The sequence below is a fragment of the Mucilaginibacter sp. UR6-11 genome, from assembly GCF_020880695.1.
Taxonomy (GTDB): domain Bacteria; phylum Bacteroidota; class Bacteroidia; order Sphingobacteriales; family Sphingobacteriaceae; genus Mucilaginibacter.
The window spans coordinates 224339-239871 of the sequence record NZ_JAJIWO010000002.1 but is presented as its reverse complement, the minus strand read 5'-3'; the positions used below and the strand labels follow the sequence as shown (position 1 = coordinate 239871).

The 15533-nt window shown below is 41.9% G+C and carries 14 protein-coding genes; 5 read left to right on the top strand and 9 right to left on the bottom strand.

The genetic code is table 11. The features are described 5' to 3' along the window. Nucleotides 1-4 precede the first annotated feature (4 nt). From LJ658_RS06460 to LJ658_RS06445, 4 genes are all read right to left on the bottom strand, one after another. The gene (locus LJ658_RS06460; protein ID WP_230545657.1) at nt 5-1519 is read right to left on the bottom strand and encodes a RagB/SusD family nutrient uptake outer membrane protein; all 1515 of its coding nucleotides are present in this window, start codon (nt 1517-1519) and stop codon (nt 5-7) included. Nucleotides 1520-1545: 26 nt separating this feature from the next. After that, nucleotides 1546-4899 carry a TonB-dependent receptor gene (locus LJ658_RS06455; protein WP_230545656.1) on the bottom strand — a complete coding sequence of 1118 codons (3354 nt, stop codon included), beginning with the start codon at nt 4897-4899 and terminating at the stop codon, nt 1546-1548. A gap of 262 nt (nt 4900-5161) precedes the next feature. Further along, nucleotides 5162-6358 (bottom strand): FecR family protein, encoded by a 1197-nt coding sequence (locus LJ658_RS06450; RefSeq protein WP_230545655.1) that lies wholly within the window; start codon nt 6356-6358, stop codon nt 5162-5164. Between the two features lie 187 nt (nt 6359-6545). After that, nucleotides 6546-7124, bottom strand: coding sequence for an RNA polymerase sigma factor (locus tag LJ658_RS06445; RefSeq protein WP_230545654.1), 579 nt, complete (start codon nt 7122-7124; stop codon nt 6546-6548). Between the two features lie 353 nt (nt 7125-7477). Here LJ658_RS06445 and LJ658_RS06440 point away from each other — a divergent pair, with 353 nt between their 5' ends. Both LJ658_RS06440 and LJ658_RS06435 read left to right on the top strand, forming a co-directional pair. After that, a complete protein-coding gene (locus LJ658_RS06440) occupies nt 7478-8308 on the top strand; it encodes an AraC family transcriptional regulator (RefSeq protein ID WP_230545653.1) in 831 nt (276 codons plus the stop codon). 62 nt (nt 8309-8370) lie between these two features. Beyond that, on the top strand, nt 8371-8820 hold the full coding sequence (locus LJ658_RS06435) for an SRPBCC domain-containing protein (RefSeq protein WP_230545652.1): 450 nt from the start codon (nt 8371-8373) through the stop codon (nt 8818-8820). A gap of 20 nt (nt 8821-8840) precedes the next feature. Here the strand turns inward: LJ658_RS06435 and LJ658_RS06430 are convergent, their stop codons facing one another. The 5 genes from LJ658_RS06430 to LJ658_RS06410 all read right to left on the bottom strand — a co-directional run bounded on the left by LJ658_RS06430 (nt 8841) and on the right by LJ658_RS06410 (nt 12607). Then, entirely contained in the window at nt 8841-9407 is a 567-nt protein-coding gene (locus tag LJ658_RS06430; protein WP_230545651.1) for a TetR/AcrR family transcriptional regulator, read from the bottom strand. 71 nt (nt 9408-9478) lie between these two features. After that, entirely contained in the window at nt 9479-10240 is a 762-nt protein-coding gene (locus tag LJ658_RS06425) for an MlaD family protein (protein WP_230545650.1), read from the bottom strand. Continuing rightward, nucleotides 10237-11028 (bottom strand): ABC transporter ATP-binding protein, encoded by a 792-nt coding sequence (locus tag LJ658_RS06420; RefSeq protein WP_230545649.1) that lies wholly within the window; start codon nt 11026-11028, stop codon nt 10237-10239. The genes LJ658_RS06425 and LJ658_RS06420 overlap by 4 nt, the downstream gene beginning before the upstream one ends. Before the next feature lie 3 nt (nt 11029-11031). Next, the gene (locus LJ658_RS06415) at nt 11032-11811 is read right to left on the bottom strand and encodes an ABC transporter permease (RefSeq protein WP_230545648.1); all 780 of its coding nucleotides are present in this window, start codon (nt 11809-11811) and stop codon (nt 11032-11034) included. A gap of 82 nt (nt 11812-11893) precedes the next feature. Continuing rightward, complete coding sequence (locus LJ658_RS06410; protein ID WP_230545647.1) at nt 11894-12607, bottom strand: pirin family protein; 714 nt, start codon at nt 12605-12607, stop codon at nt 11894-11896. Between the two features lie 83 nt (nt 12608-12690). Here LJ658_RS06410 and LJ658_RS06405 point away from each other — a divergent pair, with 83 nt between their 5' ends. From LJ658_RS06405 to LJ658_RS06395, 3 genes are read left to right on the top strand one after another with little or no spacing between them, the layout of a single operon-like run. Next, the gene (locus LJ658_RS06405; protein ID WP_230545646.1) at nt 12691-13347 is read left to right on the top strand and encodes an NAD-dependent epimerase/dehydratase family protein; all 657 of its coding nucleotides are present in this window, start codon (nt 12691-12693) and stop codon (nt 13345-13347) included. Further along, on the top strand, nt 13344-15212 hold the full coding sequence (locus LJ658_RS06400) for an ABC-F family ATP-binding cassette domain-containing protein (RefSeq protein ID WP_230545645.1): 1869 nt from the start codon (nt 13344-13346) through the stop codon (nt 15210-15212). Before LJ658_RS06405 ends, LJ658_RS06400 begins: the two co-directional genes overlap by 4 nt. Next, the gene (locus LJ658_RS06395) at nt 15209-15463 is read left to right on the top strand and encodes a hypothetical protein (protein ID WP_230545644.1); all 255 of its coding nucleotides are present in this window, start codon (nt 15209-15211) and stop codon (nt 15461-15463) included. Before LJ658_RS06400 ends, LJ658_RS06395 begins: the two co-directional genes overlap by 4 nt. Nucleotides 15464-15533: the final 70 nt, after the last annotated feature.

Genomic DNA, 15533 nt, shown 5'->3' with positions numbered 1-15533 from the left:
ATAACTATTGGCCCACGTAGGTGGGGTTGGTTAACCTGCCAGCTGTCCTGGATACCTCACTATCTGAAATAGGATAATATTGATGGTATGGACGCAGGTTATCGTTTAACACCGAAAACTCGGTAGCTGCCGTAGTCTTTACCGCGTCATAAAATATCCCCCAGCGCACCAGGTCCCATTTACGGGTATATTCGCCCATTAACTCGCGCGCGCGTTCTTTTTTAATCTCGTCGAAAAAGGCGTCTTTACCTGGGTAAGCTGTTAATGCATAGCTGGCAGAAGCCCTGGTTTTTACCTCATTAATACTGGCCATGGCCAATGCCTGATCGCCGGTTTCATTAGCGGCCTCAGCCATCAACAATAAGGCATCGGCATAGCGAAATACTTTTTGGTTGTTGCCGTCGGATGCATTATCCATACCGGGGCACCAAAATTTAGGGCCCATCCAGGGTTTACCTGTACCATTAGCGCTTTGCGGTCTTTTAAAGTAAGTGCCGTTGTAAGTGTATCCTAAAATAATGTTGCGGCGCGGATCATAAACATCATAAAGAGACATGAAATAAGCCGTTGGTGTAATTGAGGTGTAAGGGTTTGCCGTCGAGCCAAGTTCGGGTATGGTTACCCCGTCGTACACCGCCTGGGATGCCGTTTTGCTTGGGGTAAAAAAGCAGGCGATATTGGTTACTTTTTTAAGGCCGGTTACTGACCAGGTAAATTGCACTTCGAATATAGATTCGGGGGTATTCTTATTCCTGAAATAAGTATCGGTTAGCGGATACTGGGATAACGCGCCATAAACTTTCTGAATTTCCTTAACGGCCGAGATTACCGTCGGGTAATCTTTGTTCCATATCGCCATTTTAGCAATGAGCATATAAGCCATTGCGCCAGAAACACGATTGCCGGCGATATCCGAGGTTCGTTTGGCAGGTAAATCAGGGGCGTACTTTTGCAGCTCTGTTATTAATGCTTTCCGGGTATCTACCGCGCTCATACGGCCCAGCTGCGCAACTTTATCCAATACCTCGAGGGATGATACATCATCTTCGTAAAATGGCACGTCGCCAAAGGTTGAAGTAAGGATATAGTAATACATCGCCCTCAGCGTGGCCCCCTCGGCTATTAAAGCCTGTTTGCGCGCATCAGCAATAGGGGCGGTATTAATCCCGGCAATGGTTGAGTTGCAATACATTATCCCCTGGTAGCAATTGGTCCATAATGCTTTTCCCATACCCGGATTAGCCGGAGAGATCTCAAAACGGGCATCAATATAGGTAGAATTAAGAAACGCTAAATCGGTAGCGCCTTCATTAGCCAGCATCAAACCCGAAGTAAAGATCGAGTTAAAAGGGTTGTAGCAGCCGTTTAATGCGGCGACACACTGGTTCTCGTTTTTAAAGAACTGAGCGGGTGTAACAAAGTCCTGAGCTTTCTCTGTCAGCGACTTTTTACAGGAACTTGCAGACACTGCCATGAGCGCTAAAAACATCAGCAATAACCTGGTATTTTTTATTTTCATCACTTTTATGTATTAGTGGTTCGTGTTTAAAATTTAATTTCAGCACTGAAGGTTATGGTGCGGCTGGCAGGATAAGCGCCGTTGTCCATTCTTCGGATAGTAGATCCGTCACTAGCGGTTGAAACTTCAGGATCATAACCGTTATAATATTTAAGCAGGTAAAGGTTATTCCCGGTAGCGGTTAATGACAGCGATTGTACCGCATTCTTTGTTGCTTTTGCTAAATTGAAATTATATCCAAGCGAAACATTTTTCAACCTCAGGAAAGATGCACTATGCAAAAAGCGGTCGTTAGGGATATCGTCCTTTGAATCGGCCCGTGGATAGTCGGAGTTGGGATTACGTATCGGATTCCAGGCATTTACCATGTACTTATACTGGTTACTTAAATAAGTGCCGGTACCCATAAACAACTCGGTTGGATTATATATTTTGCCACCTACCGAATAGCTTAAATAGACACCCAGGGTAAATCTGTATATCCTGAAACTATTTTGAATTCCGCCATAAAAGTCAGGATCAGAATTACCCAGATAAATCAGGTCCTTGTTATCCAATACACCATCGTGGTTTTGATCGATATAACGCTGGCGACCGGGCGAATAAAAGTTAACAGCGGATGACGCATATTTTTTATCCGTGAGGTTTTGGGTGATCTCGGCTTGTGTTTTCCAGACACCGGCATATTGCATACCCCAAACGGCATTAAGCGGGCGCCCCTTTTCATAGCCGTACATCATATACTGCGCGCCAAACGGATTAGCATAAGCAATGATCCGGTCCAGGCCACCAATATCATCAACCATTTGCGAGTTGTGCGCAATAGTAAATGTACTTGACCATGAGAAGTTTTTATTGCTTATATTTTTGGTATCAATAGCCAACTCAACGCCCTTGTTAGATGTTTTGCCGATATTGGTTAAACGGCTGCTATAACCCACTTGTGTAGGTAGCTGAACTGTCAGCAATAAATCGGAGGTTTTGCTGCTATAGGCATCAAAAGTGATATTCAGCCTGTTGTTTAATATGGAAAAATCAAGACCTGCATCATACGACGTGGTTTTTTCCCAGGTTAAACCATCATTGGCTATTCTCACCGGATAATAAGATGCCGGGGTAACCCCGCTGAATATATATCCGTTTGAACTTGAGTTTAATTGTGATAATGACTGATACCTTGATATGGCATCGTTACCGGAAATACCTGCGCTTAACCGAATAGCCAATTCATCAAACTTATCAGCATGCCGCTTCATGAAATCTTCCTTAAGGATATTCCATTTAAATGCAGCCGATGGGAAATACCCCCATTTATGATCGGCAGCGAAGTTTGAGGAAGCGTCTGCCCGGCCGGTAACGGTTAAAAAGTATTTACTATCGTAATTATAATTAACCCGGGCCAGATTTGATACCTTTTTTTGGTTTGAAAGCCCCGAACCTACATTCAACGTCTCTTTTGACGGTACCGCGCCGAGGTCGTTATCCCCTATGTCATCAATAAAATACCCATCCCCGCTTACTGTCTGGTTAGATGTCCAGAACGACTGGAAGGTAATACCATATAATAGGTCGATATTGTTTTTACCCCAGGTTTTATTGTAATTTACAGTGTTCTCATTCAAGATATTATTGTCTTTATAGCTGGCTTTTGCGGCATAAGCGCCCGAGTTTTTGCTCATGCGGGTAGGCAGCGTAGAAGGATAAAAAGTATCATCAAAACGATTAAAATCATAAAAAGACACCGCGCTTCTAATCTTTAAGCCTTTTACCGGGGATATTTCTAAAAATAAATTTGATGACAGTGTTTTACGCTCCTGGTACTTTTGCTGCATTAACACGTTGGCCAGCGGCGAATCAAATAAGGTACCTGTATACCATTGCGTATTAAAATCATTTAAAGTGCCATTTGGTTTATAAGCCCCTATAGTCGGCGCTAAAAACATGGTTGATTTATACCATAATGTACTGCTGCCGATATCGGCCTTATTCACATTCTGATCCAGGTAAGCATAGTTTAAGCGTAAACCCGCTTTCACATATTTACTAACCGTTTTATCAAAATTAAATCGAGCCTGGTAACGCTTCAATCCGCTGTTAATTACAATCCCTTCGGTATTATTATAATTGCCTGAAAAATAATAACTGCTTGTTTTATCTCCTCCTGAAGCAGAAAAAGTATGGTTTTGGTAAGGTGCCGAATGCGTAATTTCCTTTGTCCAGTTGGTACCCTCGCCTAAAGCGACAGGATTTGGATAAGGATATTCTTCAAGCGGCTTGCTTTGGTTGGCCCCGCTGGTAAAATAAAAGCGGTCGTTTTGCAAATTCGCAAATTCCTCAGCATTCATTAAATCCAAAAAGCGGGGTAACTGTGACGCACCGATATCTGCATGATAAGTAAACGTGTTTTTGCCGCTAACACCCATTTTAGTGGTGATCACAATTACACCGTTGCTGCCACGCGACCCATAGATAGCGGTAGATGAGGCATCCTTCAACACTTGTATAGAAGCAATATCGCTTGGATTGATATCATTTAAGCTGTTAATGGCATCCAATACACCATCAACTACAAACAACGGTTCGTTAGTAGCAGAGATAGAGCGCGTACCGCGGATCCGTATAGACGTGCCCGCCCCGGGCTCGCCCGTAGTGCTTACTACTTCAGCGCCCGCTATACGCCCCTGCAGCATCTGGTCAACCCTTACAACGGGTATGTTTTCCAGGTCCTTCATCTTAATTACAGATACCGCTCCGGTAAGGTCGCTTTTTTTAACCGAGCCGTAGCCAATAACCACCACCTGTTGCAGGTCTGATACCTGTTCTTTCATCCTTATGTTTATGGGTGTTGTGCCGGTAATTTCATACTCGAAGGGTGCATATCCTACCGAAGTGAATACCAGTGTACCTGTAGCTTCCGGTATTTTTATACTAAATTTACCGTCCTTGTCTGTTGAAACAATGATTGCTGCCCCTTTCAATTTCACGGTAACGCCAGGCAGGGGGAGCCCTTTTTCGTCAATAACGGTTCCCTGCAGGATTACTGCCGCCGCCGGCTGGACCATAGGCACCGCCGATGGCGCTTTGTTTACCACTATTGATTTATTCCCGGGCGATATCGTATAAGTATAGGGTTGCCCGCTAAATAGCTTTTTAAGTGCGCCTGTCAGCGTTTCATTTTTAAGCTCGAACGTTACCGGTTTGGCGTCTTTTAAATCGTTGTATTTGTAAAAAAAGAAGTAACCGCTTTGTTGTTCAATACCGGCAAAAGCTTTTTCGAGCGTTACATTTTTTCCGGATAAGCTTATGGTTTGAGAATAGCTTTTGGCACTGATCTCCAAAAACGATAGCGTTAATAATAATACGATAATGTTAACTCGCATAATCAGGCTCTTGGTAGCCGGGGAAGTCCGAAATGATGCCGGAAGCACTCCCCGATGTTTTGTAAGTGATATTTTACTGCATAGCAGGGCTTTACCACTAAAGTTTAATTGCATACTTTTGTAGAATTGGGTTAAATAATAAATTCTGTCAGAAAGATCTTTTTATTGCCCATTATTTGGAGGGTGCCGCAAACACCCTCCTTTTTTATGAGCAGGTTGATGTAGGTGTGTCTTTATCTATCCATATTAAGCTTTTTAAGATTTAATTAATATTGGTTACAATTATCTTTTTATCCGTTATTTTAAAATGAATATTGTTTAATTCCAACACCCGCAAAACTTCCGATACGTTTACACTTCGCCTGATTTTACCTACAAATTCATCGTCGGGGATTTTTCCCTCGTATACTACGTCTATATCATACCACCTGGATAACTGGCGCATAATGGTTTGAATATTATCACGATTAAACTTAAAGTAACCTTTTTTCCAGGCCATAGCCTGCTCTGTATCAGCCTCCGTTATTCTAATCACGTTTTGTTTATCAATTTCGGCCTGCTGCCCGGGTTTCAGTAACCCGTTCCGGTCATTTTTAGATATTTTTACCGAACCTTCCAATAGCGTAGTTCTAAGCGCTGACTCGTCGTTATAGGCCATTACATTAAAGTGGGTACCCAGTACTTCTACTACGGCCCCGTTTACCGTCAGCTTAAATGGTTTTTGTTTGTTTTTGAAGATTTCGAAGTAGGCTTCACCGGTAAGTTCCACCTTACGTTCGGCGCCGGTAAAGGCTACCGGAAATTTTAGTGACGATGCGGCATTAAGCCACACCTTACTGCCATCAGGAAGTATCACCATATACTGTCCGCCCCGCGGAGTGGTAATGGTGTTAAATTCAGGAATCTCTGTCGGCCGGCCGGTGCCTGACTCGTACGTCAATTCACCATCTTTAGCTTTCGTTACTGTTCCGTTTTTTTGCTTTGCAGCCCAGCCATTTTTTGCATTGTCCAAAGCTATTACCTCACCGTCGGCAAGTGTTAACCGGGCTTTATTACCGCCAGGTAAGGCATCGTAGTGATAAGGTTTAACTTTGGCTGTGTAATATCCGGCCTGTTTGTTTTTGTAAACATATAAGCCTATTATCGATGCAATTAACAAGCTTGCAGCTACACCGGCCCAATAATACCGGCGCATATTGACAACCGGCACAGCGTGTTCCTGCTGGTCTATTTCTTTAGAAATAGCCGTAAACACCCTGTCAAATACCGCGTCGTCAACAGGGCCTTCGCCTGCGGCTATATCAACCGATTTGTCTAATTGTTCAAGAATAAGAGCCCTAAGCGTATCATTGTCGCTGCGTAGCCTGAAAAAGTCTAACAACTCCGCCACCTCTGCCGGCGAGCATTGGTTATCTAAATACTTCTTAAATATGGGTATAAGATGGTCGTGGTTTTCCAAATTTTATTTTTACTGCCTATACGCAGTACCGGGACTTATCATCTGCTCGGAAAACAAATAAATATTTTAGTGGATTGCGGAGGAGATCTTCTACGTCCTTTTTTTTACCTCTTTGAGTGGCTTTCAGACAGGTTTTAGCTATAGGTCCTTAAAATAAGACCACCAATCGTTGCTTGTAACAAATACATTACAAAAAGGCAATTGCCGCTGAAAGTAAGAGCAGCGCGAAGTCTTTAGACAGAAAAAGATATTCTTTAACAGAGCGGGTACCTTTAACAATATGATCGTTAATGGTTGAGGTAGATATACCTAATTCAACACTAACCTCTTCATAAGTTTTGCCTTCTAATTTACAGAGGGTAAAAACATGACGGCGCTGGGGCGGCAATGATGCTACTGCGCGATTTAATATGGCAACGCTTTCCTTACGATATAAAGCTTCTTCAATATATGAATAACCTTCAGTAGCGACGGTCATTAACCGCGCTTCCAGGTTTTTATCGCGGGCGGCTTTTCTGAAAAAATCATAGGCCAGGTTTTCTGCTATAGAGAACAGATAGGCTTTAAACACCTTGTCCGGATCTAACGAAAGCCGGTTTTCCCAAATTTTCACAAACAACTGCTGCAACAGCTCTTGGGCTGCAGAATCTGATTTTAGTATTTTTCGCAAGTTACCATATAACCGGTGTTTATAGTTATGGTACAAATGTTCAAAAGCCAGCCTGTCTCCTTTTTTTAAAAGGGAAACAAGTTCTTTTTCTTCCATTAACTTAAAATCAGTTTTTTGTAGTTCCAATTTGATAACGCTGATATCCTGGAATAATTAAGCAATTTAAATATTAAGTAATCAATTGAAAATTTATTTAATAATATTTAAATAGTGCCTGTATATCCCTGCTTCAAAAGTCAGCTAACAATGTCAATTTTATGATAAGTCAGGATTACGAAATAGTGAATTTATTTCTGATTGTTTAAATAAGTCTAACGCACATTAAACATTGTATACCATCGAAAGTATAAAAAACTAATTTCCCGTTTCCCGTCAACTATAAAAATTGGAGAAAGCCATCCTTACCACTATCTTTAAGCAACATTGATCTTTTTAAAGAGGAGAGACAAATGACAGATTTTAGATTTATTCCTATCGCCCCGCATCCTTTACTACGCCCATATATTGCTAAAATAAATGTGTTTGAAAGCGGCGGCCGGCTTCCTGCCACAGAAAGGAAACTCATCGTCCCAAATGCAAATTTTAAATTAACGCTTACCTACCGCAACGGGATTGTGGCCTGCATAGGCGGCAAGACCTATATTCAGGCAGAAAATAAACTTAGTTTAACGGGGCTGATCGATTTACCCGTCATTCTTGATCCTCATGAAGACGCGCAGACCGGCACAATTATCATTGAATTTAACCCGCTCGGCGCTTATCGCTTTTTTTATTTATCGTACGCCGAGGTCAAAAATCAAATAATAGAGCTGGCCGACCTGGTTGGACATAGTGCGGTAGAACTTCGATCACAACTTGCCGAGGCTAGCGCTTTATCCTCGAAATTGGAGCTCCTGCAAAACTTCCTGATCAAACAGCTGGAAAAAATAGCCCCCGACCCGATATATGATTATTGCATCAATCGCATCTCAGACTCGCGGGGCCTGGTCAGCGTGGCGCAACTTGAAAAGGAGACCGGCTATAGCTCCCGCTGGCTCCATGCAAAATTTTCAGAGCATCTGGGTACAGGCCCAAAAAACCTTTCTGAAATAGTCAGGTTTAAACAGTTTTACCAGGCATTCTCGGCCGGGGCCAATTATCAAACCCTAAAGGAACAAATTTACCACCATTATCACGACCAGTCCCATTTTATCCGGGCATTTAAGCGGTTCACCGGATCCACCCTGACCGACCTTCAAAATAGCATGAACGAACTTAGCACTAAGAATTTCACCACCTAGTTCCGATTTGTACAATACTTAAAGCTGCCGTCCCGCGACCTTTATTTAAAAAATTAAACACAATGAAAAAGAACGATTTTAACAGCAGCATATCGGCAAAGATCAGCGCGGATGAGGCAATCAAAAAAATTAGCAAGGTGCCAGAATGGTGGGGAATAACTTTTAGCGGAAGCGCCGAAAAGCAAAAGGATCATTTTATAGTAAAGATGGGAGGAGATTCTTTCTTTAACTTTACTGTAGCAGAGTTAGTCCCTGGTAAAAGAGTGGTCTGGTTGGTTACCGATTGCAATATGCCCTGGTATTCTGATAAAAAGGAATGGGCCGACACCAAATTAATTTTTGACGTGATTGAAAACAATGGCATAACAGATCTGGCCTTTACACATGAGGGCCTTACCCCGGATGTTGAGTGCTACAAAGACTGTGCGCCGGGCTGGACCCACTGGATCAAAACAAGCCTGTTCTCTTATTTCACTACGGATAAAGGCGTCTTCCGTGAGCCAACCATTTAACATAAAACACGGTAAGCGGATTACATATACTTCATCATGTCCCACAGCATATAATATGCCTCATTAATTATTTTTTCTTTTTCGGTGGGGTCGGCATCGCTGGCTATTAAATATTGATAGATGCCATAAACATGGCCGTTAAACATAGAGACGATTAAGCTTACCGGTTGCTGTTTAAGCAGTTTTTTTCGTATCCCTTCTTCAATAAAACCAGCGTAACCCCGGGTATGCCGCGCTAAGGTCTCGTGGGAGACCTTAGCAAAATGTGGCGAAAAATTAAACTGCTGTATGTAGTAAAATTTGTCGGGATTGGCCAGGGCCCAGTTAACAGAATGGAGGAAAACGTTTTTAAACTTGGTGGTTATAAAATCTTCCCGGTTAATAATTGCCTGCAAATTTTCGGCGTGCTCATCTTTAATTTTATTGTACAGAGCCACTACCAGGTCTTCTTTGGTTTTATAATGATAAAACAGCGTACCGTTCGCAACGCCGGCTTCGGATGCGATTTTGGCCGTAGGCGTACCGTGAAAGCCGTCGGCCACAAACAAACGCAAAGCAGTTGCCTGGATTTTTTCTTGCTTATTCACCTCCATATAGACTAATTAGTCTATAAATATAGGCGGTATTAACTCATTCTTTAAATATTTTCTAAAATATTTTATTGTTTTCCGGCGTCTTTAGTTGCTTTTTCCTGCACCTTTTTTATAGAATCCTGTTTTGCCTTAGCTGCTTTCTTTTTCTTATTAAAAAATCCTTTTAATAAGAAATTGCCTTGAGCGGCTTTCAGATCCTCATTTAATGTACTGGTTGTTTTATGTACGTTTTGCATCGTTGTTTTTGCCTGCGCAACCGTGCTTTCCATTTCGCGCGCCATTTTATCATTATTTAATAAACGGCCCAGGCTGCCTTTACCAGTATTTACTTTTGCTACTATCTGCGACAGGTTATCAATAAGCGTCCCCGCATTGTCGGCCATCTTGGTAAATTTACCAATGATCTTATCCACATCAACCGGATTAACGGCACCAATGCGGTCGCCATCTTTTATAGTTTCGGAGGTATTGGCACCACCCGGCATCAGCACAACCAGTTTATCGCCCATAAGCCCGTCGCTGCCAATGTTCATTTTTGAATCTTTCTTTATAAATTTCTTTACGTCGTCATCTACCATTAAGGTAACTTTTACTGAGGTATCATTTAAAATCTGGATATCGTCAACCACACCAACGTTAATACCGGCCAGGCGCACGTTATTACCCACCTGAAGGCCATTTACATTGTTAAATATCCCGTTGATTTTAACCGTCGAGCTAAACAGGCTTTTTTGATTGCCTATAAAGAATATGGCAGCAATAAGTACCAACAGGCCAATAAATGTAAAAAGCCCGATTTTTATTTTTTGTGATGAGGTAGTTTTCATGATATATCTTTAAAAAATGATTGTACAATTTTGTTCTTTGATTTTTGCAGGCTCTCAAACGTGCCTTCTTCTATGTATTCGCCTTCGTCCATAATTACTACACGATCGGCAGTTATGCGCGCGCATTCCATATCATGGGTAATGATGATTGAGGTTGTTTTATATTTCTTCTGCATATCCAGGATCAGCTCGCTTATCTCACGCGAGGTTATCGGATCAAGCCCGGTAGTTGGTTCATCATAAAGCATAATCTCCGGCTTGATGATCAATGTACGTGCCAGGCCGGCTCTTTTACGCATCCCTCCGGACAAATCAGACGGCACTTTATCAACCGCCTCGCTTAATCCTACGGCATTCAACACTTCTTCAACGCGTTGGTCTATCTCTGCCTGTTCTTTTAGTTTTAACACCCTGGTAAGCGGGAATTCAAGGTTTTCTCTAACGGTCATCGAATCATAGAGCGCCCCGCTTTGAAACAGGAACCCTATTTTCATCCGCAGCTCTTTCAATTCTTTTTCGTTTAGCTCGGCCACTTCTTCGCCAAATACTTTCAGGCTGCCTTCATCGGGGGTGAGCATCCCCACGATACATTGTATAGTAACCGATTTTCCCTGGCCGGACCGGCCCAGCACAACTACGTTTTCGCCCCGGTGTACAACCAAATTAATATCCGTTAATACATCTTTGCTGCCGAATGATTTTTTGAGATGTTTAATCTCAATTACCACCTCGTGCTTATCATGGGTTTTCTTTTCTTTTGGCTCGGCTGTTATTTCTTTTTCTTCCATGATTTATTTATAAAATAATAAACTGGTGATCTGTACCGCAATGGCATCAATAACAAATATCCAGAGCGAAGCAGTCACCACAGCCGAATTTGCCGCCAAACCAACACTCTCCGTACCTTTGCTCGAGTGGAAGCCTTTATAGCAGCCCACAAAACCAATAGCCAGGCCAAAAAATATGGTTTTGATAAAAGCCGGTAAAAAGTCGGTATAATCTAAAGAGGCTATTACTTTGGTAGCATATAGCGAAAGGCTGATATGATCGCGAAGGTTAAGGGCCAAAAAACCACCGAATAGACCTATCGCGTCGCCTATTACAGAGAGTATAGGCACCATAATGGTTGTTGCCAGTATACGTGTAACAACCAGGTACTGCAGCGGGTTTGCACCGGAGACATCCATGGCATCCAGCTGCTCGGTTACTTTCATACTACCCAGCTCTGCACCAATACTTGAAGCTATTTTGCCGGCGCATATAATAGCGATAATCACCGGGCCAATTTCACGGACGAACGATACTGACAGGGTTTTGGGTAACATACTTGCCGCACCAAAATCAACAAGGGTGGGCCTTAATTGTAAAATTAAAACCACCCCCATTATAAATGAGGTAATACCAACCAGCATCATAGATCGGTATCCTATTTCATAACATTGGCGAATAAATTCTGACCACTCAAACCCGCCAACAAAAATATTTTTGATAAAACGGATAAAAAATGATACCTGCTCGCCAATGTCTTCCAGCCATTTTTTCCAGCCGGGTATAGTAATTTCTTCTGCCATGGTTATGCTATTAATGTACTAACAACAAAGTTTTGCTTAATTGTTTTTTACATTCAATGAACAGCGCCCCCCCGGCGTTAAATTATTGTAGCATCGGCACCTCAATGATAAGTAATCGGGTATTTGCCTGGGAATCAATAGTTATTGAACTGGTATCAATAACACCCAAAGCATCTTTTTTGTTTAAAAGCTGGTCGTTTATTTTTACAACACCCTCTAAAACAAATATATACGCACCATTTCCTTGGTTTTTTATATCATAAATAATCGTTTGGCCTGCGTCAAATTCGCCTATTGAAAAAGTGGCGTCCTGGTTTATCCAAAGGGCATCCACGTTTTTATCGCCGGTTACCAGTGTGGTAAACTCATTTTTTTTAAACGCGTTTTTAAAATCCCTTTGATCATAACGCGGGGCAATGTTCCTGAATTTAGGTAACAACCAGATCTGCAAAGTATTGGCCGGCTCTGTTTTAGAATGATTATATTCTGAGTGTTCAACACCGGTACCGGCAGACATTACCTGCACTTCGCCGGCGTGTATAACGCCAATATTGCCCATACTGTCTTTATGTTCAAGGGCGCCCTGTAACGGAATTGTAATAATTTCCATATTATCATGCGGATGAGTGCCAAAGCCGGTTCCGCCAGCTATAATATCATCATTAAGTACTCTTAAGGCACCAAAATGTACTTTGTCCGGATTATGATAACCCGCAAAACTAAAAGAGAAATTGGCTTTTAACCATCCGTGATCGCTTGTTCCCCGCCCATTGGCAGGATAAAATGTACTTTTCATATTGCTAAATTTACATGTTTAAACATACAATATTTATTCCAATCATTAATAATGTGTATTTTTGCCGAATCCAAAGTCTTTTAATGACAAAGAAAGCAATAATTGTAGGGGCAAGCGGACTAATTGGCAGTAATTTGTTGGATATTCTTTTAGCTCAACCGGAATATAGTGAAGTTTTAAGCATATCCCGTAAAAAGGTAAAATCAACCAACACCAAATTAACACAGCTTATTGCGGATTTTGACTGCCTTGAGCAATTTACGGATGCTGTTAATGGCGATGTTTTATTTTGTTGTTTAGGTACAACAAAAAAGCAAACACCCAATTTAACAGAATATATAAAAGTGGATCATGATTATCCGCTTGAATTAGCACGGATAGCCTTAAAAAACGGTGTTTTGCAATATCACCTGGTTTCGGCAATTGGTGCAAGTTCAAAATCGTCTAACTTTTACACAAGGGTAAAGGGCGATACAGAAAAAGATATTAAAAAGATCGGCTTAAAAAGCCTTCATATTTATGAGCCCTCTGTATTAATTGGCCGCCGTAAAAAACCCAGGTTGGTGGAACAAATGGCGGTTTGTCTAATGACATTAATTGGTCCGCTTTTATTTGGCAGACTAAAAAAATACCGGGCCATACGGGCCGGCGATGTTGCCCGGGCAATGTTTAAACAATCTTTAAAAAACAAAAAGGGTGTATTTATTTATACATCTGATAAAATAAAACAACAAGCGTGAGTACGTATATCTCTGTAGAAAATCTTGGCCACTCATTTCATGACAACTGGCTCTTTAAAAACATAACGCTTGGTATAAACCGGGGGCGGCGCGTGGCCTTAGTTGGGATAAACGGTGCCGGTAAGTCAACATTATTAAAGCTGCTGGCCGGCCAGTTTTTGCCGACAGAAGGCAAGGTTGTACAAACAAAAGATCTCCGGATGGGATACCTTGAACAGGACCCTGGCTTTAAAGACGCAGTTACGATAAGTGATTATATCTTCCATGCCGACAATGTGCAGCAACAAGCCATCCGCAAATATGAGGAGCTTTTAGAGAATGACCCGGACAATGTTAAAGCGCTTGACGCGGTAATGGAAGAGTTGAGCGAGGTTGATGCCTGGGAGTATGAATATAAGATTAAAACAATTTTAGGGCGATTGGATATCCACCACCTTAATCAAAGTATAACTACATTATCCGGCGGTCAGAAAAAGCGCCTGGCCTTAGCCAAATTGCTGATAGAAGATCCGGACCTTTATATTCTGGATGAGCCTACCAATCACCTGGATATTGATACGATTGAATGGTTGGAGAAATTACTGACCGATGGCTCTAAAACCATACTAATGGTGACGCACGACAGATATTTCCTGGATAATGTTTGCAATGAGATTTTGGAAATTGACCGGGGCAAGATCATCCCTTATGTTGGAAATTACGGCTATTATTTAGAAAGAAAGGCTGAGCGGGAAGCTTCAGACGAAGCAACCTTCCATAAAAACGCGAATCTTTTACGTAAAGAGCTGGAGTGGATGCGCAGGCAACCCAAAGCCCGGGGAACCAAATCAAAAGCGAGGATTGACGCTTTTTATGACCTGGAGGCTAAAACACAAAACGGCGGGCCGAAACAAACGGTAGAACTAAGTGTGAAAACCGCGCGCCAGGGCAACAAGATCATGGAAATACATAACATTAGTAAAGCGTTTAATGGCAATACGTATGTAGATCACTTTAATTATGTATTTAAAAAAGGAGACCGGATTGGTTTAGCCGGCAAGAACGGCAGCGGAAAATCAACCCTTTTAAATATGATTACCGGTAGCTTGCAACCAGATGGCGGGCATATTGAAAAAGGAGAAACAACGGTTTTAGGATATTTTCACCAGTCGGGCATAACCTTTAAAGAGGACGAACGGGTAATTGATATTGTAAAAAACGTTGCTGAGTTTATAACGATGGCGGACGGAAAGATGATATCGGCATCGGCCCTGCTTACCTTATTTCTTTTCCCTCCGGCAAAACAATATGGGTTTATTTCTAAGCTGAGTGGTGGCGAAAAGAAACGGCTGCAATTAATGAGCATCCTGATGAAAAACCCGAATTTCCTTATTCTGGATGAGCCCACCAATGATCTGGATATAGATACTCTGAATGTTTTAGAAGAATTTCTGACCAACTACGGCGGTGTTTTAATGATCGTATCACACGATAGGTACTTGCTGGATAAGCTAACAGAGCAGCTTTTTATTGTCGAAGAAAAAGGTAAAGTAAGAATATACAATGGAAATTATTCATCTTATCGCCTGGAGCAGGAGGATCAAAAACAACAGGACCGGGCGGATAAAGCTGCCGGAGCAACACCAGCCACCGCGTCAGCGCCGAAAAACAAACTGAGCTTTAAGCAACAAAAAGAAATGGATACGTTAGAAAAAGACATAATCCTTCTTGAGAATCAAATAAAAGAACTTAATACTAAGCTAAATTCGGGAGCCGATAATACGACAATTGTAGAAACGGCGAAGAAGATAAGCGACCTGACAACCGACCTGGATGAAAAAAGCCTGCGCTGGCTGGAACTATCAGATTTAAAAGAAGCCAAATGAAACTATCAGATGTTATAGCCTCATTAGGCGTTATTATTCTTTTAATCGCCTTTTTGTTAAATTTATACAAGAAGATGTCTGCAAACAGTCGCGGCTATACCGCATTGAATTTTGTCGGCGCAGCCATGTGCGGTATTTCGTCGTATATGATCAGCTTCTACCCTTTTGTGGTTTTAGAAAGTATATGGGCGGGCTTTGCACTGGTTTCATTTTTTAATGTTCCACGTGGAACACGGGACGTAAATAAATAACCAAATGTTCCACGTGGAACATTTTAAAATAGCATACATTTAATGTTCCACGTGGAACATGGAGGTTGGA

What these genes read in the sequence shown, in the direction of transcription:
- LJ658_RS06460 (WP_230545657.1), bottom strand. Translation starts at nt 1,519, where the DNA reads ATGAAAATAAAAAATACCAGGTTATTGCTGATGTTTTTAGCGCTCATG.
- LJ658_RS06455 (WP_230545656.1), bottom strand. Translation starts at nt 4,899, where the DNA reads ATGCGAGTTAACATTATCGTATTATTATTAACGCTATCGTTTTTGGAG.
- LJ658_RS06445 (WP_230545654.1), bottom strand. Translation starts at nt 7,124, where the DNA reads ATGGAAGAAAAAGAACTTGTTTCCCTTTTAAAAAAAGGAGACAGGCTG.
- LJ658_RS06440 (WP_230545653.1), top strand. Translation starts at nt 7,478, where the DNA reads ATGACAGATTTTAGATTTATTCCTATCGCCCCGCATCCTTTACTACGC.
- LJ658_RS06435 (WP_230545652.1), top strand. Translation starts at nt 8,371, where the DNA reads ATGAAAAAGAACGATTTTAACAGCAGCATATCGGCAAAGATCAGCGCG.
- LJ658_RS06425 (WP_230545650.1), bottom strand. Translation starts at nt 10,240, where the DNA reads ATGAAAACTACCTCATCACAAAAAATAAAAATCGGGCTTTTTACATTT.
- LJ658_RS06420 (WP_230545649.1), bottom strand. Translation starts at nt 11,028, where the DNA reads ATGGAAGAAAAAGAAATAACAGCCGAGCCAAAAGAAAAGAAAACCCAT.
- LJ658_RS06415 (WP_230545648.1), bottom strand. Translation starts at nt 11,811, where the DNA reads ATGGCAGAAGAAATTACTATACCCGGCTGGAAAAAATGGCTGGAAGAC.
- LJ658_RS06410 (WP_230545647.1), bottom strand. Translation starts at nt 12,607, where the DNA reads ATGAAAAGTACATTTTATCCTGCCAATGGGCGGGGAACAAGCGATCAC.
- LJ658_RS06405 (WP_230545646.1), top strand. Translation starts at nt 12,691, where the DNA reads ATGACAAAGAAAGCAATAATTGTAGGGGCAAGCGGACTAATTGGCAGT.
- LJ658_RS06395 (WP_230545644.1), top strand. Translation starts at nt 15,209, where the DNA reads ATGAAACTATCAGATGTTATAGCCTCATTAGGCGTTATTATTCTTTTA.